The 26,446-nt window shown below is 29.3% G+C and carries 26 protein-coding genes, 2 tRNA genes and 1 pseudogene; 20 read left to right on the forward strand and 9 right to left on the reverse strand.

Annotation, left to right across the window (positions count from 1 at the left end; translation table 11 throughout):
• Window positions 1–5 precede the first annotated feature (5 nt).
• The 4 genes from hisA to flgE all read left to right on the forward strand — a co-directional run bounded on the left by hisA (window position 6) and on the right by flgE (window position 4,892).
• Window positions 6–740 (forward strand): 1-(5-phosphoribosyl)-5-[(5-phosphoribosylamino)methylideneamino]imidazole-4-carboxamide isomerase, encoded by a 735-nt coding sequence (gene hisA / locus CINS_RS00495; protein ID WP_039648927.1) that lies wholly within the window; start codon window positions 6–8, stop codon window positions 738–740.
• On the forward strand, window positions 722–1,489 hold the full coding sequence (gene hisF, locus CINS_RS00500; RefSeq protein WP_039648929.1) for an imidazole glycerol phosphate synthase subunit HisF: 768 nt from the start codon (window positions 722–724) through the stop codon (window positions 1,487–1,489). Before hisA ends, hisF begins: the two co-directional genes overlap by 19 nt.
• 9 nt (window positions 1,490–1,498) lie before the next feature.
• The gene (gene hisIE / locus CINS_RS00505; protein WP_039648931.1) at window positions 1,499–2,125 is read left to right on the forward strand and encodes a bifunctional phosphoribosyl-AMP cyclohydrolase/phosphoribosyl-ATP diphosphatase HisIE; all 627 of its coding nucleotides are present in this window, start codon (window positions 1,499–1,501) and stop codon (window positions 2,123–2,125) included.
• A 298-nt stretch (window positions 2,126–2,423) separates the two neighbouring features.
• Window positions 2,424–4,892 (forward strand): flagellar hook protein FlgE, encoded by a 2,469-nt coding sequence (gene flgE, locus CINS_RS00510; protein WP_039648932.1) that lies wholly within the window; start codon window positions 2,424–2,426, stop codon window positions 4,890–4,892.
• A gap of 273 nt (window positions 4,893–5,165) precedes the next feature.
• On the opposite strand, the gene CINS_RS00515 is transcribed toward flgE, so the two are convergent.
• Window positions 5,166–6,407, reverse strand: a complete 1,242-nt coding sequence (locus CINS_RS00515) for a multidrug effflux MFS transporter (RefSeq protein WP_039648934.1) — start codon at window positions 6,405–6,407, stop codon at window positions 5,166–5,168.
• Window positions 6,408–6,547: 140 nt separating this feature from the next.
• Here CINS_RS00515 and CINS_RS00520 point away from each other — a divergent pair, with 140 nt between their 5' ends.
• The 12 genes from CINS_RS00520 to CINS_RS00575 are packed head-to-tail and all read left to right on the forward strand — an operon-like array spanning window position 6,548 to window position 16,530.
• Window positions 6,548–6,817: a NifU family protein gene (locus CINS_RS00520; RefSeq protein ID WP_039651254.1), complete on the forward strand. Its 270-nt coding sequence runs from the start codon at window positions 6,548–6,550 to the stop codon at window positions 6,815–6,817.
• Window positions 6,804–7,328 carry a hypothetical protein gene (locus tag CINS_RS00525; RefSeq protein WP_039648937.1) on the forward strand — a complete coding sequence of 175 codons (525 nt, stop codon included), beginning with the start codon at window positions 6,804–6,806 and terminating at the stop codon, window positions 7,326–7,328. Before CINS_RS00520 ends, CINS_RS00525 begins: the two co-directional genes overlap by 14 nt.
• On the forward strand, window positions 7,325–8,608 hold the full coding sequence (locus CINS_RS00530; RefSeq protein WP_039648938.1) for a UDP-N-acetylmuramoyl-L-alanyl-D-glutamate--2,6-diaminopimelate ligase: 1,284 nt from the start codon (window positions 7,325–7,327) through the stop codon (window positions 8,606–8,608). Before CINS_RS00525 ends, CINS_RS00530 begins: the two co-directional genes overlap by 4 nt.
• Window positions 8,609–8,914 (forward strand): YbaB/EbfC family nucleoid-associated protein, encoded by a 306-nt coding sequence (locus CINS_RS00535; RefSeq protein ID WP_039648940.1) that lies wholly within the window; start codon window positions 8,609–8,611, stop codon window positions 8,912–8,914.
• Complete coding sequence (locus CINS_RS00540) at window positions 8,911–9,990, forward strand: DUF7488 domain-containing protein (protein WP_039648942.1); 1,080 nt, start codon at window positions 8,911–8,913, stop codon at window positions 9,988–9,990. The genes CINS_RS00535 and CINS_RS00540 overlap by 4 nt, the downstream gene beginning before the upstream one ends.
• Window positions 9,987–10,835 carry a geranyl diphosphate synthase / farnesyl diphosphate synthase gene (locus CINS_RS00545; RefSeq protein ID WP_039648944.1) on the forward strand — a complete coding sequence of 283 codons (849 nt, stop codon included), beginning with the start codon at window positions 9,987–9,989 and terminating at the stop codon, window positions 10,833–10,835. Before CINS_RS00540 ends, CINS_RS00545 begins: the two co-directional genes overlap by 4 nt.
• Window position 10,836: 1 nt before the next feature.
• Window positions 10,837–12,741 (forward strand): transketolase, encoded by a 1,905-nt coding sequence (tkt, locus tag CINS_RS00550; RefSeq protein WP_039648946.1) that lies wholly within the window; start codon window positions 10,837–10,839, stop codon window positions 12,739–12,741.
• Window positions 12,731–13,837, forward strand: coding sequence for an ABC transporter permease (locus CINS_RS00555; RefSeq protein ID WP_052251926.1), 1,107 nt, complete (start codon window positions 12,731–12,733; stop codon window positions 13,835–13,837). Before tkt ends, CINS_RS00555 begins: the two co-directional genes overlap by 11 nt.
• The gene (locus CINS_RS00560) at window positions 13,834–14,556 is read left to right on the forward strand and encodes an ABC transporter ATP-binding protein (protein WP_039648948.1); all 723 of its coding nucleotides are present in this window, start codon (window positions 13,834–13,836) and stop codon (window positions 14,554–14,556) included. Before CINS_RS00555 ends, CINS_RS00560 begins: the two co-directional genes overlap by 4 nt.
• The gene (locus tag CINS_RS00565) at window positions 14,556–15,383 is read left to right on the forward strand and encodes an MlaD family protein (RefSeq protein WP_039648950.1); all 828 of its coding nucleotides are present in this window, start codon (window positions 14,556–14,558) and stop codon (window positions 15,381–15,383) included. Before CINS_RS00560 ends, CINS_RS00565 begins: the two co-directional genes overlap by 1 nt.
• A gap of 1 nt (window position 15,384) precedes the next feature.
• On the forward strand, window positions 15,385–15,978 hold the full coding sequence (locus tag CINS_RS00570; protein WP_039648952.1) for an ABC-type transport auxiliary lipoprotein family protein: 594 nt from the start codon (window positions 15,385–15,387) through the stop codon (window positions 15,976–15,978).
• A gap of 42 nt (window positions 15,979–16,020) precedes the next feature.
• Entirely contained in the window at window positions 16,021–16,530 is a 510-nt protein-coding gene (locus CINS_RS00575; RefSeq protein WP_039648954.1) for a flagellar FLiS export co-chaperone, read from the forward strand.
• A gap of 31 nt (window positions 16,531–16,561) precedes the next feature.
• Here CINS_RS00575 and CINS_RS00580 read toward each other — a convergent pair whose 3' ends face one another.
• The 3 genes from CINS_RS00580 to CINS_RS00590 form a co-directional block, all read right to left on the reverse strand.
• A complete protein-coding gene (locus tag CINS_RS00580; RefSeq protein WP_039648956.1) occupies window positions 16,562–17,098 on the reverse strand; it encodes a superoxide dismutase (Cu/Zn) in 537 nt (178 codons plus the stop codon).
• Window positions 17,099–17,217: 119 nt separating this feature from the next.
• The gene (gene ung / locus CINS_RS00585; RefSeq protein ID WP_039648958.1) at window positions 17,218–17,907 is read right to left on the reverse strand and encodes a uracil-DNA glycosylase; all 690 of its coding nucleotides are present in this window, start codon (window positions 17,905–17,907) and stop codon (window positions 17,218–17,220) included.
• 38 nt (window positions 17,908–17,945) lie between these two features.
• Window positions 17,946–18,692, reverse strand: a complete 747-nt coding sequence (locus CINS_RS00590; protein WP_039648960.1) for an SIMPL domain-containing protein — start codon at window positions 18,690–18,692, stop codon at window positions 17,946–17,948.
• A 94-nt stretch (window positions 18,693–18,786) separates the two neighbouring features.
• Here CINS_RS00590 and mutY point away from each other — a divergent pair, with 94 nt between their 5' ends.
• Together mutY and CINS_RS00600 are read left to right on the forward strand one after the other, a co-directional pair.
• On the forward strand, window positions 18,787–19,806 hold the full coding sequence (gene mutY / locus CINS_RS00595) for an A/G-specific adenine glycosylase (protein WP_039648962.1): 1,020 nt from the start codon (window positions 18,787–18,789) through the stop codon (window positions 19,804–19,806).
• A complete protein-coding gene (locus CINS_RS00600; RefSeq protein WP_039648964.1) occupies window positions 19,807–20,673 on the forward strand; it encodes a radical SAM/SPASM domain-containing protein in 867 nt (288 codons plus the stop codon).
• Here CINS_RS00600 and CINS_RS00605 read toward each other — a convergent pair.
• Window positions 20,665–21,450: a hypothetical protein gene (locus tag CINS_RS00605; RefSeq protein ID WP_039648965.1), complete on the reverse strand. Its 786-nt coding sequence runs from the start codon at window positions 21,448–21,450 to the stop codon at window positions 20,665–20,667. The two genes, CINS_RS00600 and CINS_RS00605, sit on opposite strands and share 9 nt — an antisense overlap.
• 52 nt (window positions 21,451–21,502) lie before the next feature.
• Between CINS_RS00605 and CINS_RS00610 the strand changes: the two genes are divergently transcribed.
• Window positions 21,503–21,590, forward strand: a tRNA-Ser gene (locus tag CINS_RS00610).
• Here CINS_RS00610 and CINS_RS00615 read toward each other — a convergent pair.
• The gene (locus tag CINS_RS00615; protein ID WP_039648967.1) at window positions 21,591–22,205 is read right to left on the reverse strand and encodes a putative metalloprotease CJM1_0395 family protein; all 615 of its coding nucleotides are present in this window, start codon (window positions 22,203–22,205) and stop codon (window positions 21,591–21,593) included.
• A 124-nt stretch (window positions 22,206–22,329) separates the two neighbouring features.
• On the opposite strand from CINS_RS00615, the gene CINS_RS00620 reads away from it, so the two are divergent.
• Window positions 22,330–22,406: transfer RNA gene (locus CINS_RS00620), tRNA-Met, on the forward strand.
• 619 nt (window positions 22,407–23,025) lie between these two features.
• On the opposite strand, the gene CINS_RS00625 is transcribed toward CINS_RS00620, so the two are convergent.
• The 3 genes and pseudogenes from CINS_RS00625 to CINS_RS00635 all read right to left on the reverse strand — a co-directional run bounded on the left by CINS_RS00625 (window position 23,026) and on the right by CINS_RS00635 (window position 26,433).
• Window positions 23,026–23,667, reverse strand: coding sequence for a potassium channel family protein (locus tag CINS_RS00625; RefSeq protein ID WP_039648970.1), 642 nt, complete (start codon window positions 23,665–23,667; stop codon window positions 23,026–23,028).
• The gene (locus CINS_RS00630; RefSeq protein ID WP_039648972.1) at window positions 23,664–25,007 is read right to left on the reverse strand and encodes a TrkH family potassium uptake protein; all 1,344 of its coding nucleotides are present in this window, start codon (window positions 25,005–25,007) and stop codon (window positions 23,664–23,666) included. Before CINS_RS00630 ends, CINS_RS00625 begins: the two co-directional genes overlap by 4 nt.
• Before the next feature lie 89 nt (window positions 25,008–25,096).
• Window positions 25,097–26,433: pseudogene (locus CINS_RS00635) on the reverse strand (anaerobic C4-dicarboxylate transporter).
• Between the last annotated feature and the right edge of the window lie 13 nt (window positions 26,434–26,446).

Consider the following 26,446-nt stretch of genomic DNA (forward strand, 5'->3'; position numbering starts at 1 on the left):
TAAAAATGCAAACTCAAATCATTCCAGCACTTGATTTAATCAATGGCAAAGTAGTAAGACTTTATAAAGGTGATTATGCTAAAAAACAAGAGTATTCTTATGATCCTTTAGCTAAATTTAAAGAATACGAAGCTCAGGGTGCTTTGTGGCTTCATTTAGTAGATTTAGACGGAGCAAAAGATCCTAGCAAAAGGCAGTTAAAACTCATAGAAAAATTAGCTTTAAATGTTAAAGTCAATTTACAAATAGGTGGAGGCATACGCACTAAAGATGAAATAAAAGCTTTATTTGATTGTGGTATTAAAAGAGTCGTAATAGGTTCTTTAGCTGTTAAAGATAAGAAATTTACTCAAGAGCTTTTAGAATATTTTGGTATAGAAAACATAGTTTTAGCGCTTGATAGTCTTAGTGTTAATAATGAATTTTTTGTAAGCACAGATGCGTGGAGTAAAAGGAGTAATGAAAGTTTATTTGAACTTTTAAAATTTTATAAAAATTTAAAGCATCTTTTATGTACAGATATTTCAAAAGATGGCACTATGAGCGGAGCTAATATAGCCTTATACAAAAGTTTAAAAGAAAAATTTCCACATTTAAGCGTACAAGCAAGCGGAGGTGTGGCAAGTTTGCAAGATTTTAAAAATTTAAATGGCGTAGTAAGTGGTATTATAGTAGGTAAGGCTTTGCTTGATAATGAATTTAGCATAAAGGAGGCTAAAGAATGCTTGCAAAACGCATAATAGCTTGTTTAGATGTAAAAGATGGTAGGGTTGTAAAAGGCGTGCAGTTTAAAAATCACGAAGATATGGGAGATATCATAGAGCTTGCTAAATTTTACTCACAAAATGGCATTGATGAACTTGTATTTTATGATATATCTGCTTCAGCCAAAAATGAGCGTGTGGATAGGACTTGGGTAAGTAAGGTAGCTCAAAATATTTCCATACCATTTTGTGTTGCAGGGGGTATTAAAAGCGAAGATGATGCAAAAGAGCTTTTAGCAAATGGAGCAGATAAAATTTCTATTAATTCCCCTGCTTTAAATAATCCTGATTTAATTTCACATCTTGCAAAAAGCTTTGGCGTGCAGTGTGTTGTGGTGGGAGTAGATACCTTTAAAGATGAAAATGGTGAGCTTTTAGTTTATAAATACACAGGCGATGAGAGTAAATCCCATCATAGTGGCAAAAAAACTCTAGAATGGATCAAACAAGCTTGTGAGCTTGGTGCAGGTGAGATTGTGCTAAATATGATGAATCAAGATGGTATGAAAAAAGGCTATGATTTAGAACAATTAGCCTTAGTAAGAAAAATTTGCCCTGTGCCTTTAGTAGCAAGTGGTGGAGCAGGAGCTAAAGAGCATTTTTTAGACGCTTTTAAATTAGGTTTAGATGGAGCTTTAGCTGCTTCAATTTTTCATAAAAAACTTATAGATATAAAAGAATTAAAACTTTTTTTAAAAGAGCAAGGTTTGCAAATTCGCATTTAGGAAAAAGCTATGATAAATAATGAAGTAGAATTTATAAAAAGTATAAACTGGCAAAAGGTTGATGGCTTAGTGCCTGTGATAGTGCAAGATTATCAAAGTTGTGAAGTGTTAATGCAAGGCTTTATGAATCAAGAGGCGTTAAAAGAAAGTTTCAAACATAAAAAAGTTGTCTTTTACTCACGCACTAAAAAGCGTTTGTGGATGAAAGGTGAGGAAAGTGGTAATTTTTTAAATATCATAGATTTAGGGCTTGATTGTGATAAAGATTGTATTTTAGTGCTTGTAAAACCTTGTGGAGAAGTTTGTCACAAAGGTAGTATTTCTTGTTTTGAAGAACTTTCTAAAAGGGCTGATTTTGTATTTTTATCACGCCTTGAAAAACTCATCTACTCAAGAAAAAATTCTTCTTCACATTCTTCCTATACAGCTGAACTTTTTTCAAAAGGCACTAAACGCATAGCTCAAAAAGTCGGTGAAGAAGGAGTTGAAACAGCTTTAGCAGCTATGGCTAAAGATAAAGATGAACTTATTTGCGAAGCAGCAGATTTGCTTTATCATTTAGAAGTTTTGCTAGCCGATGCAAATTTGAGTTTAAATGATGTGATTGCTAAATTAAAAGAAAGAAATAAAAATTAAGCGTGAAAATTACGCTTAATTAAGCAATATTTTTGAAAAGATTCACCAACTATATCGAGTATTTTTTTAAAAACTTTATATTCATATAATACAATTTAACATTTCGTTGTTTTAAGTATATTTATTTTAATTTTCATCAAAACACTATTTTTAGATTAATTTGCTATGTTTATTTTATAAAATAAGTATTCATTTTTTAACATTTTGCTACATTTTTGGAACACTTATTGCTTTGATTTTGCTAAGCAATAGAAATTGTGATATTTCACAAAAACAATATTTTTTAAAGGATTCAATTATGATGAGGTCTCTATGGTCTGGAGTTTCAGGACTTCAAGCACACCAATACGCTATGGATGTAGAGGGAAACAACATAGCCAATGTTAATACTTTCGGGTTTAAATATTCTCGTGCAGATTTTTCTACACTTATGAGTCAAACTTCGAAGATAGCAACCGCTCCAGATGGAAATTTAGGTGGTAAAAATCCTATGCAAGTAGGACTTGGTACAGGTGTAAATTCTACTACTAGAATTCATTCTCAAGGTAATGTTCAAACTACAGATAAAAATACAGACTTAGCTATAAATGGAGATGGATTCTTCGTCGTATCTAATGATGGTGGTGTAACTCAGTTTTTTACTCGTTCAGGAGACTTTAAAACTGATGCTGTAGGAAATTTCGTAGATAATAACGGCTACACAGTTCAAGGCTGGAATTATAATCAAGAAACAGGTCAGATTGATTCTTCTAAATCAGTAGAAGATATAGTGATACCACCTGGTATGAGTATGCCTGCTAGAGCTAGTTCTAATGTAAAACTCACAGCAAATCTTGATAGTGGTAACACTTTAGGTGCGAATGCTTCAGCTAAACGCCCTATATTTGCACTTGACTCAACTCATGGAATGAGAGAAGATACAGGAACAAATATAAATGAAAATGATACGGGTCATACAGAATTTTATACTTCATCTAAAACAGGAGCACAAGTTACTGAAAAGGGTGTGGATATGGGTGTAGTGTTTAATGCTCAAGGTGAGGGCTTAAATTTACGCGATGGTCAGGGTATGTGGGTAAGCTACCAAGATGCTAAACATACTTCTAATATTACGATGAATACTGATTTACCTGATGATGTTGCAAAATGGCAAAATGGAAATTATACTTTTTGGGGTTATAATTTTAATGGACAACCTGTTTCAGCTACTTTAGATATTACTATAAACGGAACGCATATTCAAGCTACAGGTGTAGGTAAGGATACTTTCATCAATGCTATTAATGCTAAGACAGCTGAAACTGGTGTAACTGCTTCTATAGTAGGTGGAAAAATAACTTTTACAAATAAAAATGATATAGGAACTACAGGGAAAACTAAAAATATTGATATTCAAATTGGACCAAATAATAATGCAGGAGCACAAGTAACTACTCGAAATTTACCTATAGTTGGTGGTGGTGCTCCAACACAAGCTAACTTTGTAGCGCATGTAGCAAATGGTGGTCGTAATGGAGCTTGGCTTGGAATTGTTGGGGCTGGTAATACTAATGCTGTAATGAATAGACAAGTTGTTACAGCACATGAATATATTTATAGCACCAATAATGTAGATATAGGTCCAAATCCAGATCCTAATGCACAGCAACAACAAAATGCAAATATGCCTCAAGCTAATGGTCAAAGAACCTTCCATACTACTGAAGATTTAAGAGAATTAATGCAAAGAGATGCTAGATTTGCAGTAGATTATAATGGGGATGGACAAATACAAAACTGGGTAGCTGGTGCGGGTGTTGGCGCTGATGAAAATGCTAATGTAAAAGTAACAGTAGAAAAAGATGGTAGATTTAAAATAGTAAATCCTAATGATCCTGGTGCTAAAGATATGACTTTTAAAGTTACCGGCTATTCTAATGAAACTAATAAAATAGCTACAAATGACAAATTTACTTCCATGTTTAGTGCTTTTGATGGAAATTTTAATGCCGGAAAAGATGAAAAATTCTCTCAAGATATGTATCTTTCAGCTCATACTGCTAGTATAGAAATTTTTGACTCATTAGGAAGTAAGCATGAATTAACAGTGCAATTTACAAAGCAAGTAAAAACTGCTGATGGTGGAGCTGAATGGTCTATCATCATATCAGTACCTGAACCTGCACAGATTAATTTTGCTGGTAATGGTGCACCAGGAAATATAGTAGTAGGAAATTTAAGATTTGGTAATGATGGCTCACTTCAAAGCTATACTCCAAATGTTTTAAATTTTACAGGAAATAACGGCTCAAAACCAAACCAAGTAGTAAAACTTGATTTTGGAACAACAGGGGCTTTTGATGGCTTAACAAGTTATGATAAAGATTCAGCTACAACAAAGCAAGAAACAGATGGCTACACAGGGGGAAATTTAAAACCAGATGCATTAAGAACAGATGAAAATGGTTATGTGTATGGAGAATTTACTAATGGTAAAACTCTAGCTTTAGCTAAAGTAGCACTTGCAACTTTCCCAAATAATATGGGTCTTGAAGAAATGGGTAGTAATCTTTTCAAAGCTACAGCAAATTCAGGAACGGCTACTATAGGTCACGCAGGTGAAGGCGGTAGAGGAGGCTTAAAATCTTCTGCTATAGAAATGTCAAATGTGGATTTGAGTCGTTCTTTAACTCAGCTTATAGTTATACAAAGAGGATATCAAGCAAGTTCTAAAACAATCACTACAAGTGATCAGCTTTTAAATACTTTGCTTCAATTAAAACAATAACTTCCAAGGCTTTAAAAGCCTTGGTTTTCAAGCTTTACAAGGTTATCATGGTAATCTTGTAATACTTGATAGCCTTGGCCTTCAATCTATTGCTAACTCACTTCTTTTTTTGCCTTAAGGAGTGGGTAGCATGATTGTCATATCGACAAGATAAAATAAGAATTAATAACAAATCTTAACTTTTTAAATTTCATTGATTTAAATTACTGCGATATAAAGTTTTTTGACAAATATGCGATATAGTTAATGAATCTTTTCAAAAATATTGCTTAATTAAGCGTGATTTCTCACGCTTAATCTTCTAATTAATTTATTTAATTTTCTTTTATTTATCAAGCTAAGATAAGAAGTTAAAGCTAAAAAGGTGCAAATGCCTAAAATTATTGCTAATAAAATAGGTGTATTAGCATTTAAAACACTTACTACAAAAGCCATTATCCCTGCCATTGCAAATTGAGTTGAGCCTAAAAGAGCCGAAGCGCTTCCTGCGTTTTGTTTTGATCTAGACATTGCTAAAGCTGTGGTGTTTGGCAAGATAAATCCTAAAGAAGCGATGATAAAAATTAAAGGAAGTTCAAAAGCAAAAAATCCTAAATCAAAAGTAGCGCCTATAATGAGTAAAAAAGTCAAAAAAGTGATGGCTATTAAAGCTCTAGGAAGTATGTAGTATGGAGAATATTTAAGTGCCATTTTTGCGTTAATTTTAGCAGATATTAAAAAGCCTAAAGCATGAATTCCAAAAAGTGCAGCGTATTGTTGCTCGCTAAGTTCAAAAACTCTTGTAAAAACAAAAGATGAACCTGTCAAATATGCAAAAAATCCAGCAAATATTAAATTTCCACATAACAAATATACATTAAAACGACGATCTTTTAAAGTGATTTTATAACTTTTTAAAACTTCTTTGTGATTGAATTTTTTACCTTGCGTGTTGTGATTGCTTTCTTTTAAAACAAAAATTACCAATAAAAACAATACAAATCCCAAAATAAAAAGAGTAAAAAATATACTTCTCCATGAAAAAAATTGCAATAAAATTCCCCCAAAAGTTGGTGAAAGCATAGGAGCTAAAGAAGTAAAAACCATCATCAAAGCATAAATTCCAGCAGCTTCTTTGAGTTCAAATAAATCATTGACAATAGCTCTTGCAACTACTACTCCCACGCAACCTCCTAAGGCTTCGAAAAAACGCAAGGCTATAAAAACATGGATAGAATCTACTAGCACACAAGCTATACTTGAAGAGATAAATAAAAAAAGCCCTATATACAAAGGTTTTTTTCTACCAAATACATCGCTTAATGGTCCATAAAAAAGCTGACCTAAAGAAAAAGCTATAAAAAAGCTTGCTAAAGATAACTGAGTGTAAAAAGAATTTGTTTGAAAACTTTTTTCTACTTCATTTAAAGCAGGCAAATACATATCTGTCGATAAAGGAGCTATGGCTGATAAAAATGCTAGTATAATGATGAGTTTTAATTTGTCTAAACCTTGAATTTGCGTGCGTTTTTGCATAAAATATCCTATAATTTTTATTAAATTTTATATTAAAAAAAATAAAAATTAAAGAAAATCTAAGTTAAAAATAAACAATAATTTACATTTTTTAAAGCCAAATAAGATAAAATAAAAATAAAAGGAAAAATTTTATGAATATGCCTTTTAGCGATGAGGAATTAATAGAACCTGTGAAAGCAAGCTTAGCAAAAACTATGCATATTTTAGAAAGTGATGGCGGGGGACTTGATTTTTTAGGTATTAAAAATGGCATCGTTTATGTAAAATTAACAGGTGCTTGTAATGGTTGTCCATCTAGCGGCACTACTTTAAAATATGGTTTAGAAAAACAATTAAAAATCGATATACACCCTGATATAAGCATAGTAAATTTAGCAGGTGGAGAAAGCGAATTTGCAAAATTATAAAAAAATAGCTATTGAGTGCTTTTATAATAAAGATTTTAAAAATGCTAAAATGTATTTTTCTTTAGCTTATCAAAAAAGAAAAAACAAAAGACTGCTAACCTTTATAAACATTTGTGATTTAGCATTACAAAGCCCAGATGAAGCTTTTGTATTTTTTGAATTTTTCTTACAAAATTATAAAAATACAAAAATAGATACTGATTTAGAAAAACTTATAAATTTAAGTCAAAGTGTGCAGTTTGAAGAAAATAGTGAAGATTTTGAGGGTTTGAGTTATCAAGATTTTTTACTAAGTGAAAAAGAAGTGGGATTTAAACAAGCTTTAGAAAATGTTATAATTTCCAATAAACTCGTTATAGATGATAAAGAAGATTTTGTGGATTTTTTAGAAAAACTTTTAGAATACGGATACAAAGATATGTTGGTAGCTTATATGGAAGATGTATCACCGCATTTTTATTCTAATTATCGTTTTATAAAACTAAGTGAAAAATTAAAAGGCTTATTGTGATAGTTAAAGTAAATGATACTTTTATCACGGATAATTCCAGCAAATGCGAATATCAATGCTATTTTTTAAAAACTACGCAAAATGAAAGATTTATTCAGCAAGCTTTAGAAAAACAAGTAAAGATTATTAATATACAAGAATGTAAAAGACTTTTAAAAATAGATGAAAATATCAAACTCATCGGTATAAGTGGCACTAATGGCAAAACAACTACCGCTGGAGCGATTTATTCTATTTTGCTTGATTTAGGATATAAATGTGCTCTAATGGGAACTAGGGGAAGTTTTATTAATGATAAAAAAATTTATCCAAAAGGCTTAACTACGACTCCTATTTTACAAACTTTAGAATTTTTAGCTTTAGCAAGCAAAGAAAAATGTGATTTTTTGATAATGGAAGTTAGCTCTCATGCTCTTGTGCAAAATCGTATTGAAGGGCTTAAATTTAAGGCTAAAATTTTTACTAATATTACTCAAGATCATTTAGATTTTCATAAAACTTTTGAGAATTATCAAAAAGCTAAAGAAAGTTTTTTTACTGATGAAAGTATGAAATTTATCAACAAAGATGCAAAAGCTATTAAATTTAATGTAAAAAATGCTTTTACTTACGGGATAGAAAATCCAAGTTTTTATCATATAAAAGCTTATGCTTTAAAGCATGGCATCGAAGCTGTGGTAAATTTTGGTAAAGAAACTTTTTTGATAGATTCTTCTTTAGTAGGACTTTTTAATCTTTATAATCTTTTAGCGGCTAGTGCTTGTGTAAATGAACTTGTAAAGCCAAATTTAAATGAGCTTGAAAAAGCCATTAGTAATTTTGGTGGTATTGAAGGTAGAATGCAAGTTGTAGCTAAAAATGTGATAGTAGATTTTGCACATACTCCTGATGGCATAGAAAAAGTTCTTGATGCTTTAAGATATAAAGACTTGATTGTAGTTTTTGGAGCAGGCGGGGATAGAGATAAAAGCAAGCGTCCATTAATGGCAAGAGTAGCAAAACATTATGCTAAAAAACTTATCATCACAAGCGATAATCCTAGATCAGAGGAAGCTATGGATATTGTTAATGATATTTTAAGTGGCATAGAAAAAGATGAAAATGTGTTTGTAGAATGTGATAGAAAGCAAGCTATCACGCAAGCTTTGAAATTACAACAAAATGATGAATTTGTGGTAATTTTAGGAAAAGGTGATGAAGATTATCAAGAAATTAAAGGAGTTAAATATCCTTTTAATGATAAAGAAGTAGTTTTAGAGATATTAAAAGAAGGAAAATAAATGTTTGAAAATATGGATTTTTCAAAAATGGGAGAGCTTTTAACTAAAGCTCAAGAAAAAGCAAATGAATTAGAGCAAGAAGCTTTAAAAAAAGAATTTAGTGCAAAAAGTGGCGGTGGTCTTGTAAAGGTAAGTGCCAATGGAAAAGGTGAAATTATTGACATAGATATAGATGATTCTTTGTTAGAAGATAAAGAATCTATGCAAATTTTATTAATTTCTGGGATTAACGATGTGCTTAAAATGGTAGAACAAAATAAAAAGTCAATGGCTAGTAATTTATTTAGCGGAATGGGAGTTATATGAGAATTATAGTATGTATTTTAACTTTAGTTGGGATTTTATTTGCTATTCCAAGACCGAGTTTTAATGATTTTTTGGGGTGTTATCAAAAAAATAAAGCAAGTATGTTGATTTATGAGGGCTTACCTGCCTTTGCTTTAGATGAAAATACTTTAGCAGTGGTAAAAACAAAAGATGGAAAATTAAACAAATATACTAAATATGACCCATTTTTAAATTTATATCTAGTAAAAACAGATTTTAGTTTAATTCCTGCACCTATGGCCAATGAAGAAGAGCTTACGCGTAGTAATTGGGTGGGTATTTTAGATGATAATAAAAGTTACATAGGTCATTTAAAGTATTTTGGTCAAAATTTAACTGAAGGAGATCAGCTTGATTTTGAAACTAAAATAGGAGAATTAAATTCACCATGTTGCAAAATGCTTGGCATCACTTTAGATAATGGTAAATTAATAGGCAATCGCTATTTAAAGCATTTTATGAAATATCCTGATGTATATTGGGGTGATATAGGGGTAGATTTTGAAATGCGTGATGGAAAAATTTATGTTAAAAAAATTCGTAAAAACGGACAATTTTTACTTAATGATGAGTTGATTGCAGTTGATGGAGAGCCATATGATGATATAAGAAAACTCAATGAAAAAATTTTATTTGCTGATCGTGGAAGTACTTTGTACTTTAATGTTTTAAGAGATAATGAAGATTTAAATATCTCTACTATGGTTTTTGATAAAGATTTAGGAATCTATGCAAAGCCAAAAAAGGCTGCTCCTGCAAAACCAACTTCTTTTTATAGTAATTTAGGATTACGCGTAGATACAAAAATGAATGTTATAGAGGTAAGTTCTAACTCAAAAGCACAAATGGCTGGTTTTTTGGTAGGAGATAAAATATTAAGAGTAAATAATCACAAAATGCATAATATGAACGAATTTCAAAATATCTTAATGCAAGAAAATTCTTTTGATATTTTAATTTCAAGAAAAGCTACCAATATGCCTTCAGCACAAAATAATAATTTAGAACAAATCAATAAAGGATATTTTGACTTTTTTATAAGGCTTAATAAGTGATACTTGCTAAATTTAATGAGCATTTAGAGCAAAATTATCCACGAGTACAAAATTTTCATCCATTTTTTAATGATGCTTTAAAATGGATGTTAGAAGCTGGTGGAAAACATTTTAGGGCACAACTTCTTTTGGGTATAGTTAATGCTAAAAATCCTACTTTACTTGATAAGGCTCTAAATGCAGCTTTGGCTTTGGAATTTATTCATACTTATTCTTTAATACATGATGATTTACCTGCTATGGACAATGCTTTTTTGCGTAGAGGTAAAGAAACTTTACATAAAAAATATGATGAAACTACAGCTATTTTAGTAGGAGATGCTTTAAATACTGAAGCTTTTTTACTACTTTCAAAACTTGATTTAAAAGATGAGATAAAGGTTAAGTTAGTTCAAACACTAGCTTTTAATGCTGGGCTTAATGGAATGATTATAGGTCAAGCTATTGATTGTTATTTTGAAGATAAAAATTTAACTTTAGATGAGGTTGAATTTTTACATATTCATAAAACTGCAAGATTAATAGCAGCTAGTTTAAAAATGGGTGCGATAATTTGTGAGCTTGAAATAAAAGAATGTGAAGAAATTTACGAAGTAGGAATTTTGATTGGACTAATTTTCCAAATCAAAGATGATATCATTGATGCGACTTTAGACGCAAATGAAGCTGGAAAACCTACACATAATGATACGCATAAAAATTCTTTTATAAAACTCTTAGGTTTAGAAGGTGCTAAAAAGGCAAAAAATGACAAAATTACTCTATGTGAAGAAAAAATAAAAAAAATGGATCCAAAAATTGCAAATGAACTTTATAAATTAATAGATAAATACTTAAAGGGATGAAATGTTACAAAAACAAGCAAATACAATAAGATTTTTATGTGCTGATATGATACAAAAGGCAAATAGCGGTCATCCAGGTGCACCTATGGGTTTAGCAGATATTATGAGTGTTTTAAGTACTCATTTAGTGCATAATCCAAAAGATCCTACATGGTTAAACCGCGATAGATTAGTATTTTCAGGTGGTCATGCTAGTGCTTTGCTTTATAGCTTTTTATATTTGAGTGGTTATGATATAAATTTAGATGATTTAAAAAATTTTCGCCAACTTCATTCTAAAACGCCAGGCCATCCTGAAATTTTTACTTCAGGAGTGGAAATAGCTACAGGTCCTTTAGGACAAGGCATTGCTAATGCGGTAGGTTTTGCTATGGCAGCTAAGAAAGCAAGCTTGCTTTTAGGAGAAGATATCATTAATCATAAAGTTTATTGTCTTTGTGGTGATGGAGATTTACAAGAGGGAATTTCTTATGAAGCGTGTTCTTTAGCGGGTTTTCATAATCTTGATAATTTAATCATCATTTATGATAGTAATAATATTTCAATTGAAGGTGATGTGGCTATTGCTTTTAATGAAAATGTAAAAGATCGTTTTAGAGCACAAAATTTTGAAGTGCTTGAGATAGATGGACATGATTTTGAACAAATTGATTTAGCATTAAAAACTGCAAAAGAAAGTAAAAAGCCTTGTTTAATTATAGCCCATACTACCATAGCTAAAGGGGCTTTAGAACTTGAGGGAAGTCATCATTCTCATGGAGCACCTTTAGGAGAAGAGCTTATCAAAAAAGCAAAACAAGCTTTAGGTTTTGATCCACAAAAAACTTTTGAAATTCCTGAAGATGTAAAAGTGCGTTTTGAAGCAGTTGTTGAGCTTGGAGATTTATTACAAGCTAAATGGGAGCAAAAAGTAAAGAATTTAAGTGAAGATAAAAAAGCTTTATTGAAAGAACTTTTAGAACCTGATTTTAGCAAGATTAATTTTCCAGACTTTAAAGGAAAGGATTTAGCTACTAGAGATAGTAATGGTGTGATTTTAAATGAAATAGCAAAAGCTATACCTGGATTTTTAGGCGGTAGTGCAGATTTAGGACCTTCAAATAAGACAGAACTTAAAGATATGGGTGATTTTCCTTGTGGAAAAAATATCCACTATGGTATAAGAGAACATGCTATGACGGCTATAAATAATGCCTTTGCCCGTTATGGTTTATTTTTGCCTTTTTCGGCTACATTTTTTATATTTAGTGAATATTTAAAGCCAGCAGCAAGAATTGCTGCTTTAATGAAGATAAAACATTTTTTTATTTTTACTCACGATAGTATAGGTGTAGGAGAAGATGGACCAACTCACCAACCAATAGAACAACTTAGCACTTTTAGAGCTATGCCTAATTCTCTTACCTTTCGCGTCGGAGATGGAGTGGAAAATGTCAAAGCATGGCAAATAGCACTTAAAACAAATATGCCAAGTATTTTTGTTTTATCACGTCAAAAATTAGATGCTTTAAATGATCCAATTTTTGGAGATGTCGAAAATGGAGCGTATTTATTAAAAGAAGAAGCTAATGCTCAATTTACATTATTAGCTAGTGGGAGTGAGGTTTCTTTGTGTTTAAAAACTGCTATGAAATTACAAGAAAAAAATATCATTTGTAATGTAGTTTCTATGCCTTGCTATGAATTATTTATTAAACAAGATAAAGCTTATATGAAAAGAATTTTACAAGGAAAAGTTATAGGAGTGGAAGCGGCTAATTCAAACGAACTTTATAGAATTTGCGATGAGGTTTATGGTATAGAAAGCTTTGGTGAAAGTGGCAAAGATAAAGATGTGTTTGAATTTTTTGGATTTAGTGAGGAAAAATTAAGTTCTTATATTATAAGTTTGTGTGATGGAGATTAAAACATTTATTAATACTAAAGAATGTGTTTTTAGTGTTTTTGGAAGTTGGGATAAAGATAGCATAACTAACGCTAAAATTCCCGATCTTCCACAGAATAAAAATATTGTTTTTGATTTTTTAAAATTAGATTTTATAGATACTATAGGCGTAAGATATTTTTTAGCTTTAGAAAATGAGTTAAAACAAAAAGGCTATGAAATAGCTAGGATAAATTTATCAAATCAACACAATATACTTTTTACTTTGTGCGAGAAATATTATAAAACTTTAGATGACTCTCAAGGTAAGCGATGCAAAATCAAAGATTTTTTTGAAAATTTGGGAAAGAAAATTTTTATTTCTTTTGAAATATTAATTCAATTTTTAAATTTTATAGGCTTGATAATTGTTACTTGTTTTCAAACATTATTTAGTCTTAAAAAATTACGTTTTAAAGCTTTTTTATATCATGTGGAAAATAGCGCTATTAACGCTTTACCCATAGTTATGCTTACTTCTTTACTTGTTGGAATTGTTTTGGCTTATCAAGCAGCTTATCAGCTTGTGCAATTTGGTGCAAACATTTATATAGTTGATTTAATGGGAATTTCTGCCACTAGAGAATTAGCACCTTTAATTAGTGCTATTGTGATAGCTGGAAGGAGTGCAAGTTCTTATACAGCACAAATAGGAGTTATGAAATTAACAGATGAAATTGATGCTATGAAGACAATGGGTTTTAAAGAGAGTGAATTTATTATTTTACCTAGAGTTTTGGCTTTATCTTTAGCCATGCCTTTTGTGGTAATAGTAGCTGATATTTTGAGTATTTCAGGTGGTGTTGTAGTTGCTTGGGTAAGTTTAGAAATTACTGCAAGTGAATTTATGAATCGTTTTAAAGAAGCAGTAGAATTAAAACATATTATTATCGGACTTATAAAAGCACCTATGTTTGGATTTTTAATTGCTTCTATAGCTTGTTTTCGGGGATTTTTTGTACAAAAAACAACTGAGAGTATAGGGGTTTATACAACAAAAAGCGTTGTCAATGCTATTTTTTGGGTTATAGCTTTTGATGCTATTTTTTCTGTATTTTTAACAAAGGCTGGAATTTGATTATTAAAGCTACTAACATAAGCACTTATTTTGGTGAAAAATGCGTCCATGAAGAGATTAGTTTTGATATTAAGGCTAATGAAATTTTTGGAGTTTTAGGTGGTAGTGGTAGTGGAAAATCAGTGCTTTTAAGACAAATGCTTTTGCTTGAACATTTTGATAGTGGCGAATATGAAGTTTTAGGTAAAAAATTACGCGATATAAACGATGAAGATGCTTTATTTTTACAAAAACAATGGGGAGTTGTTTTTCAATATGGAGCTTTGTTTAGTTTTTTTAATGTGATTGAAAATATCAGCGTAGCATTAAATGAATACACTAAATTAAAAAAAAATGAAATCAAAGAAATAGCTATGATGAAACTCAAAATGGTTGGGCTTGATGAGAGTACTGCTAAGCTTTATCCTAGTGAAATAAGTGGTGGTATGAAAAAAAGAGTAGCAATAGCAAGAGCCTTAGCGCTTGATTCAAAATTACTATTTTTAGACGAACCAACGTCCGGACTTGATCCTTATAGTTCAAGGGAATTTGATGATTTGCTTTTAAATTTAAAGCATAGTTTTAATTTATGTGTGGTGCTAGTAACTCATGATAAAGAAAGTATGAAAAAAGTTTTAGATAGATTTTTAATTATAGATAATAAAAAAGTAGGATTTTTAGGTGATTTAAAGCAATTACAAGATCAAAATGAAAAATTATACAAAAGGTTTATGCAGTAATGGAAAATAGAGCAAATTACATACTTATAGGAATTTTTGTAAGTGTTATTTTTTTTATGAGTTTATTTTTTATAGTTTGGTATGGTAATTTAAAAGATGAAAAAACTTTTGCTTATTATGAAATTTTTATGGAAGAATCTGTGGCAGGACTTAGTGTTAAAGCCCCTGTTAAATTTTTAGGTGTGGATGTAGGAAGTGTTGAAAAAATAAGTATTGATACAACAAGTTCAAATTTTAGAGTTCAAATTTTAGTAAAGCTTGATTCTAATTTAGTGATAAAAACGGATACTTATGCTAGTTTGCAAATCCAAGGTATCACTGGTTTTAAATTTATACAACTTTCTGGAGGAAGCGAAAAAGCACCAATTTTAAAAGCATTTAATAGCAAGTATCCAGTTATTAATTCTAAAGAAAGTTTTTTTGCAAGTATAGACAAACAAACTACAAATATTTTAGAATTAATTTCTAGTTCAAAACTTAAACTCGATATTCTTTTAAGTGACAAAAATTTAAGAAATTTTGAAAATTTTTTATCTAATTCTTCTCAATTAGTAGAAAAATTAAATAAACAGTCGTTGCCATTTTTATCAAATATTCAAAATACTTCTTCAAAAATAGCTAAAAGTTCAGACGAATTTGCTTTATTCTTAAGTAAAGCAAATTTACAACTTGATGGGTTAGAAAAAAGTAAGATGCTGATAAATGATAATTTAGAAATTTTGAGATTTTTGCTTTTAGATTTTACTCAATTACTTGAAAAAGTAAAACAAAATCCTTCTAATGTTATTTATAAAGATCAAAAGATTCAATATGCTCCAGGGGAATAATATGAAAACTCTATATTTTGTTTTAACAGCCTTGCTTTTTAGTGCTTGTTCTGTAGTTAATCCAACTCAAACTTTACCTTCTATGAAATATTTTTCTATAAATTTACAAAATATACAGATAAATACAAGTATTTATAAAGACGCAAGTATTATTGTAGCACTTCCTAAAAGTTTGGATTATTCAAACAATATTTTTTATAAAAAAGATGAGATTATTTATACTTATGCGTATCATTTTTGGAAAGAAAATCCTAATTTAATGATTAAGAATTTTTTAGAATTTAACTTGCAAAATCTTAAAATTTTTAAAGCAGTTTTAAACCAAGATAGCTTGGCTAAAGTAGATTTTATTTTAGAAAGTAAAGTAAACATCTTAGAGCAAGAATTTTTAGATAGAACACATTCTAAAGCTAAATTTGCTATCAATCTTACTTTGGTAAATGCTAAAGATAAAAATATTGTTGCTAGTCAATATTTTTACTATGAAAAAAAACTTAACAATACTAAGCCTGATTTGCTAATTAAAGCTTATAATGATATTTTTAAACAATTTGGTGAAGAATTTTCTACTTGGATGATAAAAAATTTGGAATAAAAAATGCTTCTTTATTATAGCAATAATAAAGAAGGTTGTATTATGATAGATGAATTAGAAATATTACAAAAGCATTTAGGACAAGTTGATTTAAATGGTGCAAGTTTAAAGCATCAAACACAAAAATTTAGTGAAGATATTACAGATGCGAATGATTTTGTAGGTGCTTTGCAAATCTTGGATTCTTCGTTAAAAAAGATTTTAAATTTACTAGAAGATAGGAATTATGAAGATGTTCAAGATAAAGTTTTAATTGCCAGTGAAAGCATTAAAATAGTAGATAATTGCTCGTTTTTAGGTAGTGCTTTATTTGATAATAATTATAATGTAAATGTTGGAAATAAAGCTTTTAGTTTTGAAATTTGTAATCCAATAAAAATTCTAGAAAATAGTGATTATGCAGGTATGAAGGCATATATAGAAGATAAAAGAGAAGAAGTTTCTTCACTACTTAGTGAACTTGCAATAGCCATAGCTAATTATAATTTAGGTCAAAGTTTTTGCGGCATGGATTTTGATACAAAAAATGATTTTAAAAAGATTTTTAAGTAAAACTAAAGGCAAAGAAGCCTTTAGTTTGTAATTATTTAATTACACCGCAAGCCATTCTGGCTCCACCACCACCAAGAGCTGCTGGATGATCGCTATGATTATCCCCGCCAAAATGTATCATTAATGAGTGGTTTTTTAATTCTTTTATATTTTTGATTTTTGGTGCAAGTACAGGGTTTGTAGCTTTACCATCTTTATCAACATAAAGAGGTGGTAAATCTCCTTTGTGGCCTTTATCATCCCAAGGAGTTGAGTGTGCTTTGGTTTTATCAGGATCCCAATGACTTCCAGCTTTCATACCAAGGCCTTTTTCATTTGCTCCACAATCTGCATTTTCGTGAATATGAAACCCATAAATTCCACTTTTTAATCCTTTAAGATTTGGATAGAACGCGACTCCATATTTTGTTTGAACAGCTATAATCTCTCCGATATCTTTATTTGCATCTTCAAGCATTTGCATTTTTATTACTAAGCCATCTTTTTGCATTTTTAAATCATCATTTGCTATATTTGCAGTGACTAAAAAACTTGAAGCTAACAATGTGCTAATAATGATTTTTTTCATGAGTTCTCCTTTTTTGTAAAATTATTTTATTGTAACATATAAAGAAAATTTTTAATAATATTTATTTATAAAATATATAAATTAAATTTATTTTTTAAAACTTTATAATTTTTACTCAATTAAAGGTTTAAATTCCAATCAATAGGATCTTTACCTATTTGTTTTAAAATATTATTAGTTGTTGAAAAATGTTTACAACCAAAAAATGCTCCTCTTGCCAAAGGAGAAGGATGAGCGGCTTCTAAAATAAAATGCTTATTTTCATCTATAAGATTTTTTTTACTTTTTGCATAATTTCCCCAAAGCAAAAATATCAACTTTTCTTTTTCTTTGCTTAATTTTGAAATAACATTATCGCTAAAATTTTGCCAACCAAAATTTGCATGAGAAGCTGGGTTATTTGCTTTAACACTTAGTATTGAATTCAAAAGCAAAATTCCTTGCTTAGCCCATTTTGTCAAATTTCCATGTTTAGCTATAGGGATATTTAAATCATTAAAGAGTTCTTTATATATATTTAGCAAAGAAGGTGGAATTTTTACACCAAAAGGTACGCTAAAACTAAGTCCCATAGCCTGATCTTTACCATGATAAGGATCTTGTCCTAAAATTATAACTTTTAGATTTTCAAGTGGGGTTAAGTTAAAGGCATTAAATGTCAGATTACTTGGTGGATAAATGATTTCTTTGTTTTGTAAAGCATTAATGTAATTTTCTTTTATTTTTAAAAAGTAAGACTTTGAGAATTCATCTTTTAAAAATAATTTCCAATCTTGATTTATATTTATTTTATCTATATCAATTTGCATTGCATAAACTCATTTTTTTTGATGCAAATGAGTGTAAATTATTTACACTCAAAAATAACTTTTGCTAAGAGTTTTTGTTTTTCGTTTTTCACAATAGGTAAAGCAACACTATCATAAACCATATTAGCCCGCATTAATTTTGATGGATTTGTATCAAAATCGATACTTTTTATAGAGCAAATTTTATTCAAATTCTTAGAATAGTATTCATTTTTTTCATAAGCTTTTTTCAAAGCAAGATCATATAATTTTTCTTTATTTTCTTCTAAAATTTCTTCATCAATCATAGCTTGTAAAGCTTTTGTGGAAAATACAATTAAAGAATTTTTAGCACTGATATTATTAATATCTTTGATGAGATTGTCAAAATCTTTGTTTTTTTCTTTAGTAAAAGCGCAAGAAAAATTTGAATAAAAATTATGTCCGTTTAAGGTCTTGTGTCCTTGATTATAACTATAGCTTGGTTCTAAAGTATAGCTACCTCCTTTGCATAAATTTTCCTTAGCTATACGGGTACTAAGTTCTTTAAAGGTTTTTGCAATAGATGCTTTTTCTTCTTCATCTATAATGGTTTTTTGACTAAGTTCATTACTTGCATTAAAATTTAAATCCGCTTTATAGGTATTAGGTATTATTTCATCAAAGACTTCTATATCTCTTGTAAATTGTAAAGAATTCGAATTTTGATTTTTTAAACCTAAAAATTCGGTATTAAATACTACGCCTAAGACAAAGACAAGTAAGCATAACAATCCTACCCCAAGTCCTTTAAAAAAACTTTTCATTATTTATCCTTATATTTAAAATTATTTTGTATTTTAACACAAAGCCTTTAAAAATTGATTGTATAATGTTTTTTAAAAATCTAGAAAATATTTTATGGAACAAATTCATCAAAACATTTTGCAATGGTATAAAGATAATGGAAGAAAAGATCTTCCATGGAGAACTTTGCATGATAAATTTAAAATTTATGCTAAAAAAGAGTATTTATTAAAATTGAAAAATATAGATCCAGCTTATGGGGTTTATATAAGTGAGATTATGCTACAACAAACTCAGGTAAAAAGCGTTTTACAAAATTATTATTTTCAATTCTTAGAAAAATTTAATTCTTTAGAAAAATTAGCAAAGGCCAAAGAAGAAGAAATTTTAAAAGCTTGGCAAGGACTTGGATACTATACAAGAGCTAGAAATTTATACAAAAGTGCTCAAATTTGTGTAAAGAAATTTGATTCTAAATTACCAAGTGATATTCAAAATTTAAAAAAGCTTCCTGGTATTGGTGATTATAGTGCAGGTGCAATTGCTTGTTTTGGATTTTTGCAAAATGAAGCCTTTGTTGATGCAAATATAAAAAGGATTTTGATTAGATTTTATAAACTAAATAATCCAACTCCTAAGATTTTAATTCAAAAGGCTAAAGAATTATTAAATCATTTTGATGCTTTTACTCACAATCAAGCCCTATTAGATATAGGAGCTTTAATATGTTTACCTAAAAATGCAAGATGTGATAAATGTCCACTATATAAATTTTGTGAAGCAAAATTTGATTATGAAAAATATAATATTCATAAAAAGATTAATTATGAAAAATTAAATTTAAATTTACTCGTATTAAAAAAGCATGATTTTTTTGTATTAAAAAAGAGTCAAGAAAAATTGTATTTTAACATGTATAATTTTTTAGAATTTAAAAAGCACAAAAATGCCATATATATAGGTAGCTTTAAACATTCTTATACTAAATATAAAATTGAAGCTAAGGTATATTTTTTACAAGATGATATGTTTGAAATTCAAGATGAAGAGCTTTTTACATATGAGAAATTACAAAAAATAGCATTATCTAAATTTGCTTTAAAGGCTTTAGATGTTTATAAGAAGAGTTTATAAATGAGCTTTGAAAAAATATATATAGAATTAAGTGATGTTTGTGGTTTAAAATGTGATTTTTGCCCTAGTATAAAGGGCCAAAGAAAAAAAATGGATCTTGATAAATTTGAACATATATGCAAGAGTGTTCAAGGTTTTGCTAAAATTTATACTTTTCATGTTTTAGGTGATCCTTTGATGAATAAACATTTGAAAGATTATTTAAATATAGCTAATAAATATAATATGAAAATAGAACTTACTACTAGTGGATTTTATTTTGATGATGAAAGAATAAAATTAATACTCAATGCAAGTAATATTCATCAAGTAAATATTTCCTTAGCTGCTTTTTTATCTCAAAGTAAAATAAATATAAATGCTTATTTTAAACCTATTTTAGAATTTATTTTTTTGCATATTAAAAATAAAAAATCATCTTTTATTAATTTAAGGCTCTGGAATTTAGATAAAAATTTTGTACCACCTCTTGAAAACAATCAAATATATGAGTTTTTACAAGATATATTTTGCATAAAAATCCATACAAATTTAGAAAAAAATCGTTTAGCAAGACATATAATTTTAAATCAAGCAAGATTATTTAAATGGCCATCTTTGCAAGATAAAATTTTAAATGAAGTTGGAAGTTGTCATGCTTTGACTAAACAAATTGCTATTTTAAGCGACGGTACTTTGGTCCCTTGTTGTTTAGACGTTAAAGCAGATATAAATTTAGGAAATTGTTTTGAACAAAGTTTTGAAGAGCTTTTACATTCTTCTTTATATTTGGATTTAAAACACGGTTTTCAACAACGCATATTAAAGGCTGAGCTTTGTAAAAGATGTGAATTCTACAAAGCCCAAAAGTTTAATTTGTTATTTTAAAAATGTATTTTGAGAATAAATTGTTATCTGATCAACTATTTGCTTAGCTATATTTTTAAAAGCTCTTTGTTCGCTTTGTTTGCTTGTAGAGCTCATTGTTAAGTTAATCGGAGAAAAAAAATGTATTATATTGCTTGTAAAATTTATTAATCCGTAGTCAATATTAACACTATATTCTGCAGAATCTTCGTTTGATATTTGAGTAATATCTGGTGAAATTATCAGCAAAAAATTAGCTTTTAAAGGGTTAAAAAATTTCTTCGATTCTTCACTTTGAGATATTTGAGATAGTATTGGTTGTGTATAAGATTTGGAAGCATTTTGATCTAGAATTTTAAAAATATCATCTTGCAATAAAGTATTAAAAATTTCTTGTTCTATATTTTTTGACAAATTATTTACTTTGGTATTAATAACAATAAGTGATTTTTGTTTGATGTGGGTACTATTATCTTTTTTGTAAAGCATTACCTTAGCATAAAACTTATCAGTGTCGATTTGAGTTAATTCTTCAACACTGTAGCTATTAAAAACCGCTTTGCTGGCCAAATCAATTTCTTTATCATAACCAATATCAAAATCTCCACTAAAATTAAATTTAAATTTTTCAAGTGTTATTTCTTGTGTTGTGCTTAATGCATCTTCTATAGCACTTTTTAAGGCTTTATCTCTTGTTTGACCGTATCCTTCACCAATAGTTTTATTTAAATCTATCTCTTGTGAAAAACAAAAATAAACAAAACTTAATAACACTAAAATAGTTTTTTTTATAGACATTTTAAACCTTTTTTTGCTTTAAATTAAAAAATAAGTTATAATTTTAGCTTTTAGAGAGGTGTCCGAGTGGTTGAAGGAGCACGCCTGGAACGCGTGTGTGGGGCAACTCACCGAGGGTTCGAATCCCTTCCTCTCTGCCATTAAAAACTCTTATTTATATTATTTCCCAAAGAATTATCCTCGGTGTTTTGTATATAAGTTTTTATAATATCTGAATCTGAAGTTCTTTCTTGAGAAGTTTCTTCATTTTTTTTCTTTGTTTCTTCGGCTTTTAATTTTATTTGTTCAATACGTGCATCATTTTGCATTTGCATAGCATCGGCTGCAACTTTATAATCTTGTGGACTAGGATCTGCTGGTGCCATGGCAGCAGCTATAATTTGCATAGCGTTGGCTATGGTTTCTTCAGGAGTATTACCTTTTTGCATTCTAATAGGTACCTCTCCTTCAACCGCATACATTTTATTATCAGGGCCTCTGGTGTAACCAAAACTAGCTGATCCTGCTAAAGCACCACCTACAGCTTGATGAGCAGCTTCGTGCGCTCTAACTTCTCTATCTATCTTTTCAAGTTCTTTAACTTGTCTAATTTCTTCTTGATTTAAATCTTTGCCATTAATTTTTTGAGTATTTTTTTCTTCATTTTCGTCAGTATTTTCATCTTTAAGTGTTAATTGATCTTTTTGATTTTCTTTTTTATTATCTTGCGAATATTGTGAGTAAAAATAATTGTTAAAATTAGAATTAATCTGCATAAAATACTTTCGAAATTTTTTATATTTTTAACACAAAAAATATAAAAAAAATATAAAAAGTATTTAGAATATATTTTTTATTAAATGTTAAGCAAAATTAAGTATAATTTTAGCTTAATTTTATGTCAGGGTAGCTCAGCTGGTTAGAGCGCTGGTCTCATAAGCCGGAGGTCGGGAGTTCAAGTCTCCCCCTTGACACCATCTAGCTTTTTAAAAACATTTTCTAGTGATTTTTTAATATTTTGATGATATTTTACAAAATTTATATGAAAAAGTTTCTTCAAAGATGTTAATAAAATGTATGTATTTTTTCATAATTAAACGTTTTTGATTTATTTTGAAAATGATAATACTTTTAATAATAAATTTTTATATTCTGTAAGATTTTTGATATCTGCTATAACTCATGTTTAATTTTTACCTGTGATGGAGATATAGTACAAAAACATAAAAGCAATAGTAAAATTATAAAAATATCATTTATAACCTATAATCAAAATTACTTTGATTTGGTATTGTTTTTTAATAATACAGCAATAGATTTATAGCTTTGATGTTTATACTTTATTGCATTGTTTAATATTTATATAAATGTTATTAATACAGGATCTATCATATGTATCAAACTATATATGATAATAAATAAAAGAATATAAATATCTTGTTGTAATCTTAAAATAACTTATAAAATATATTCAATTATAATTTATATGTTTTTATAACTTAGATGCTAGATAAAATAACATGTTAAAATAACTAATGGAAAATGAAAGGTGGCTTAAGTATAAAATTTAAAGCTTAAAAATAAGCTTTAAATTTATTAATATTCATATTGATTTAGTTCTTCTTGGGTGCCAAGTAGCATTAATATATCATTCAGATAAGCAGTGGTTTCTAAATTTGGCATAATACTCCAAGTATCATGCTGTTTGTGCGCAATGACTTTTAAGTTTTGACCAATAGATTGCAAAGTTTTTCCTGCTAAGTTTTCATCCACTAAAAGTTTTGCTACTTTGATGGTATTAGCTGAAAGATCTATGATTTCAAATTTTGGATTAGTGATAAGAATTTTAGCCAAACGCTTTGCTGATTCTTTTTCAGGATAGATGACTTTATTAACTCCAAGTTTTGAAAGAATTTGCCCATGTGTAGAAGAGTTTGCCTTGGCAATAATGTTTTTTACTCCTATTTCTTTTAAAGCCATGAAAGTAAGTATACTTGATTCTAAATTTTCACCTATACTAAGTATGACAACATCTGCATTTGCATAACCTGCTTCTTTTAAGGCTATGGTATGAGTAGAATCTAAAATATAAGCGAAGTCTGCATGATCTTGTAATTCCTTAACTGATTCTTCATCAATATCAGAAACAATAACTCTTTTACCTTGATCAATAAGCTCTTTTGCTAAAACTGAGCCAAACTTTCCAAGTCCTATAATACCATAAGTTTCTTTTTTCATAATATTATCTTTCCTTTTGGATAATTCAAATATTTTTCTTTTTCTTTAAAAAATATACTAAATAAAAATGCAAGCACACCCACTCTACCACTAAGCATTAACAATATGATAAGTAATTTACTTTCAGAGTTAAAAAGCGCACTAAGCGATAAAGCCCCACCATCGCCTACTGAAACTCCTACTGTAGCAAATGCCGAGCTTGTTTCAAAAAGCAAGGGTAAAAAGCTTTTATCATCTTCAATTAAGGATAAAATTAATACACAAGTGATGATATATACAATAGAACTTACTGTTATAATAAAAGCTTTGTTAATAGTTTCTGTAGGAATTTCAAAGTTGAAAATCCTTGTATTGCTATCTTTGATACTCCAATAAGCATAGATTAGCAATACAGCAATTGTAGTTATCTTAATGCCCCCAGCTGTTCCACCAGGTGCACCACCTACAATCATAAACAAAGATCCAAAAAATAAGCTTGCATCTTTAAAGGTACTGAGATCAAGAGTGTTAAACCCTGCTGTTCGGTAATTTACTGCTGTAAAATATGCACTCATAGTTTTATCAAAAAGTGAAAATTCTCCTATGCTTTTTGAATTATGGTATTCAAATAAAAAGACTACTAAGCTTGCAAAAATAATCAATATAACAGTAGAAATTAAAACAAGTTTTGTGTGTAAACTTAAGCTTGCAAAACGTTTTTTAGAAAAAAAGTATAATTCTAATAATACAAAATACCCTAAACCTCCAATGATAATCAAAGAGGTGATAACAAAATTAATCCAAAAATCATCTCTATAAGGCATTAGACCGCTTTCAAATATACTAAATCCTGCATTATTAAAAGCAGAAATAGAGTGAAAAATACTAACCCATAGAGCTTCACTTAAATTCATATCAAGCTTAAATCTTAAAAATAACAATAGAGCACCTAAAAGCTCAATAGTAAATACAAAAAATAAAACCTTTTTTAAAAATCCTATAAGGCCATCAGCTTCAGGATAAATCAAGGATTCTCTTAAAAGGTTTTTTTCTCCAAAACTCATCTTTTTACGTACTAAAATATATAAAGCCATAGCTATACTCATATAACCCAAGCCGCCTATTTGAATAAGCAATAAGATAACAAGTTGTCCATAAAAGCTAAAATCTAGTGAGGTATTTAATACAATAAGTCCTGTCATACTTACAGCTGAAGCACTAGTAAAAAATGCATCTAAAAAAGATATGGGCTTAGTGTGCATAATAGGAAGCATTAGAATAAAGGTGCCAAAAAGTGCAACTAGGATGTAACCTATAAATAAAATTCTTATACTTTTTCTATCTAAGGATAATTTTGTCATTTTGATTCTTTAAAATTAAAACATTCTACTCAAAATTAGTTAATAAGTAAAAAGAGAACTTTCCACTTAAAACGTGGAAAGTTAGAGTGTTAAAGCATTCCTACTACTAAAAATCCTAATGCAACAGCTATAGCTATAGCTAATACACCAGGGATAAAGAATGCGTGGTTAAATATGAATTTTCCAATTCTTGTAGTTCCTGTGTCATCCATTTGTACAGCGCCTAATAAAGTAGGGTAGGTTGGTAAAACAAATAAAGCTGAAACAGCAGCAAAGCATGCAACTAGCATATAAGAATCGGCAGGATTTGCTGCTGAAATTCCTAATGCAGCAACAATTACCGGAACAATGGCTTTTGCAGTAGCTGCTTGAGAATATAAAAGCATACTAGCAAAAAAGAAAGCAACTGCAAGCATAGCAGGAGTTTTTGTTTTACCCATTCACTGGCTACTTCTTTAATACCTGCTTCATGACCTGCAACAAAAGTATTTCCAAGCCAAGCAACACCAAATACGCATACGCAAGCTGTCATACCTGACTTAAATACACTAGTGTCTAGAATTTTTGCCGGTTCAACTTTGCAAAAGAATGTTATCAAAGTCGCAGCTGTTAATAAAAAGCTCATAATAGCAGCATCTCTTGGAATTACAACAGGATCAATCCATTTAATATTATTGGAGATAGCTGTAGCATAAAGTACAACACATAAAACAGTGATTAAAAAGATTGCAACTGAAAGTTTTGCACCAGGCTTATCTTCACTTTTTAAAACATCTAAAGAGCTCTTTACAAGACCTGCTTTTAATCGTTCTTGATATACAGGATCTTTACTTAAATCCATAGGAGTGATTAAACTTACAATAAAAGCTGTAATCATACAAGCAGCAAAAGTAGTTACAATCCAAATTCCAATTAATGCTGGATAATTCCAGCCAAGAGGCTCTAATACTCCCGTCATATAAACAACTGCAGCACTTACAGGTGATGCTGTAATACCTATTTGAGAAGCTACAACCATTAATGAAAGCGGAGCTGAAGGCTTGATGTTTTGAGATTTTGCAACATCAATTACAACAGGCATTAATGAAAATACTGCATTACCTGTTCCTGCTAAAATAGTAAGTAACCAGCCGCAAGCTGGAGCTAAATAATTAATAAATTTTGGATGCTTGCGTAAAATTTTTTCAGTAACTTTTACCATATAATCAAGACCACCTGCTTGTTGCATAGCAGAAATCGCTGCAATTGCTGCTGCAATGATTAATATAACATCCCAAGGAATATTTCCTGGTTTCATTCCTAAAACAAGACCCAAAATAACCACACCCAATCCGCCGGCATAGCCAATAGCTATGCCACCAAGACGGATACCTATAAAAATTGCTCCAAGAAAAACAATAAGTTGCAAAATAAGCATTATGTCCATAATAGTTCCCTCC

This window comes from Campylobacter insulaenigrae NCTC 12927 (assembly GCF_000816185.1).
Taxonomy (GTDB): domain Bacteria; phylum Campylobacterota; class Campylobacteria; order Campylobacterales; family Campylobacteraceae; genus Campylobacter_D; species Campylobacter_D insulaenigrae.

Bases quoted from the DNA above. Each gene is read 5' to 3' on its own strand.
- CINS_RS00535 (WP_039648940.1), top strand. From the start codon at position 8,609: ATGTTTGAAAATATGGATTTTTCAAAAATGGGAGAGCTTTTAACTAAA.
- CINS_RS00590 (WP_039648960.1), bottom strand. From the start codon at position 18,692: ATGAAAAGTTTTTTTAAAGGACTTGGGGTAGGATTGTTATGCTTACTT.
- mutY (WP_039648962.1), top strand. From the start codon at position 18,787: ATGGAACAAATTCATCAAAACATTTTGCAATGGTATAAAGATAATGGA.
- CINS_RS00625 (WP_039648970.1), bottom strand. From the start codon at position 23,667: ATGAAAAAAGAAACTTATGGTATTATAGGACTTGGAAAGTTTGGCTCA.
- hisIE (WP_039648931.1), top strand. From the start codon at position 1,499: ATGATAAATAATGAAGTAGAATTTATAAAAAGTATAAACTGGCAAAAG.
- flgE (WP_039648932.1), top strand. From the start codon at position 2,424: ATGATGAGGTCTCTATGGTCTGGAGTTTCAGGACTTCAAGCACACCAA.
- CINS_RS00515 (WP_039648934.1), bottom strand. From the start codon at position 6,407: ATGCAAAAACGCACGCAAATTCAAGGTTTAGACAAATTAAAACTCATC.
- CINS_RS00555 (WP_052251926.1), top strand. From the start codon at position 12,731: ATGGAGATTAAAACATTTATTAATACTAAAGAATGTGTTTTTAGTGTT.
- CINS_RS00575 (WP_039648954.1), top strand. From the start codon at position 16,021: ATGATAGATGAATTAGAAATATTACAAAAGCATTTAGGACAAGTTGAT.
- CINS_RS00540 (WP_039648942.1), top strand. From the start codon at position 8,911: ATGAGAATTATAGTATGTATTTTAACTTTAGTTGGGATTTTATTTGCT.
- hisF (WP_039648929.1), top strand. From the start codon at position 722: ATGCTTGCAAAACGCATAATAGCTTGTTTAGATGTAAAAGATGGTAGG.
- CINS_RS00580 (WP_039648956.1), bottom strand. From the start codon at position 17,098: ATGAAAAAAATCATTATTAGCACATTGTTAGCTTCAAGTTTTTTAGTC.
- CINS_RS00565 (WP_039648950.1), top strand. From the start codon at position 14,556: ATGGAAAATAGAGCAAATTACATACTTATAGGAATTTTTGTAAGTGTT.
- CINS_RS00600 (WP_039648964.1), top strand. From the start codon at position 19,807: ATGAGCTTTGAAAAAATATATATAGAATTAAGTGATGTTTGTGGTTTA.
- CINS_RS00615 (WP_039648967.1), bottom strand. From the start codon at position 22,205: ATGCAGATTAATTCTAATTTTAACAATTATTTTTACTCACAATATTCG.
- tkt (WP_039648946.1), top strand. From the start codon at position 10,837: ATGTTACAAAAACAAGCAAATACAATAAGATTTTTATGTGCTGATATG.
- CINS_RS00605 (WP_039648965.1), bottom strand. From the start codon at position 21,450: ATGTCTATAAAAAAAACTATTTTAGTGTTATTAAGTTTTGTTTATTTT.
- hisA (WP_039648927.1), top strand. From the start codon at position 6: ATGCAAACTCAAATCATTCCAGCACTTGATTTAATCAATGGCAAAGTA.
- CINS_RS00630 (WP_039648972.1), bottom strand. From the start codon at position 25,007: ATGACAAAATTATCCTTAGATAGAAAAAGTATAAGAATTTTATTTATA.
- CINS_RS00570 (WP_039648952.1), top strand. From the start codon at position 15,385: ATGAAAACTCTATATTTTGTTTTAACAGCCTTGCTTTTTAGTGCTTGT.
- ung (WP_039648958.1), bottom strand. From the start codon at position 17,907: ATGCAAATTGATATAGATAAAATAAATATAAATCAAGATTGGAAATTA.
- CINS_RS00520 (WP_039651254.1), top strand. From the start codon at position 6,548: ATGCCTTTTAGCGATGAGGAATTAATAGAACCTGTGAAAGCAAGCTTA.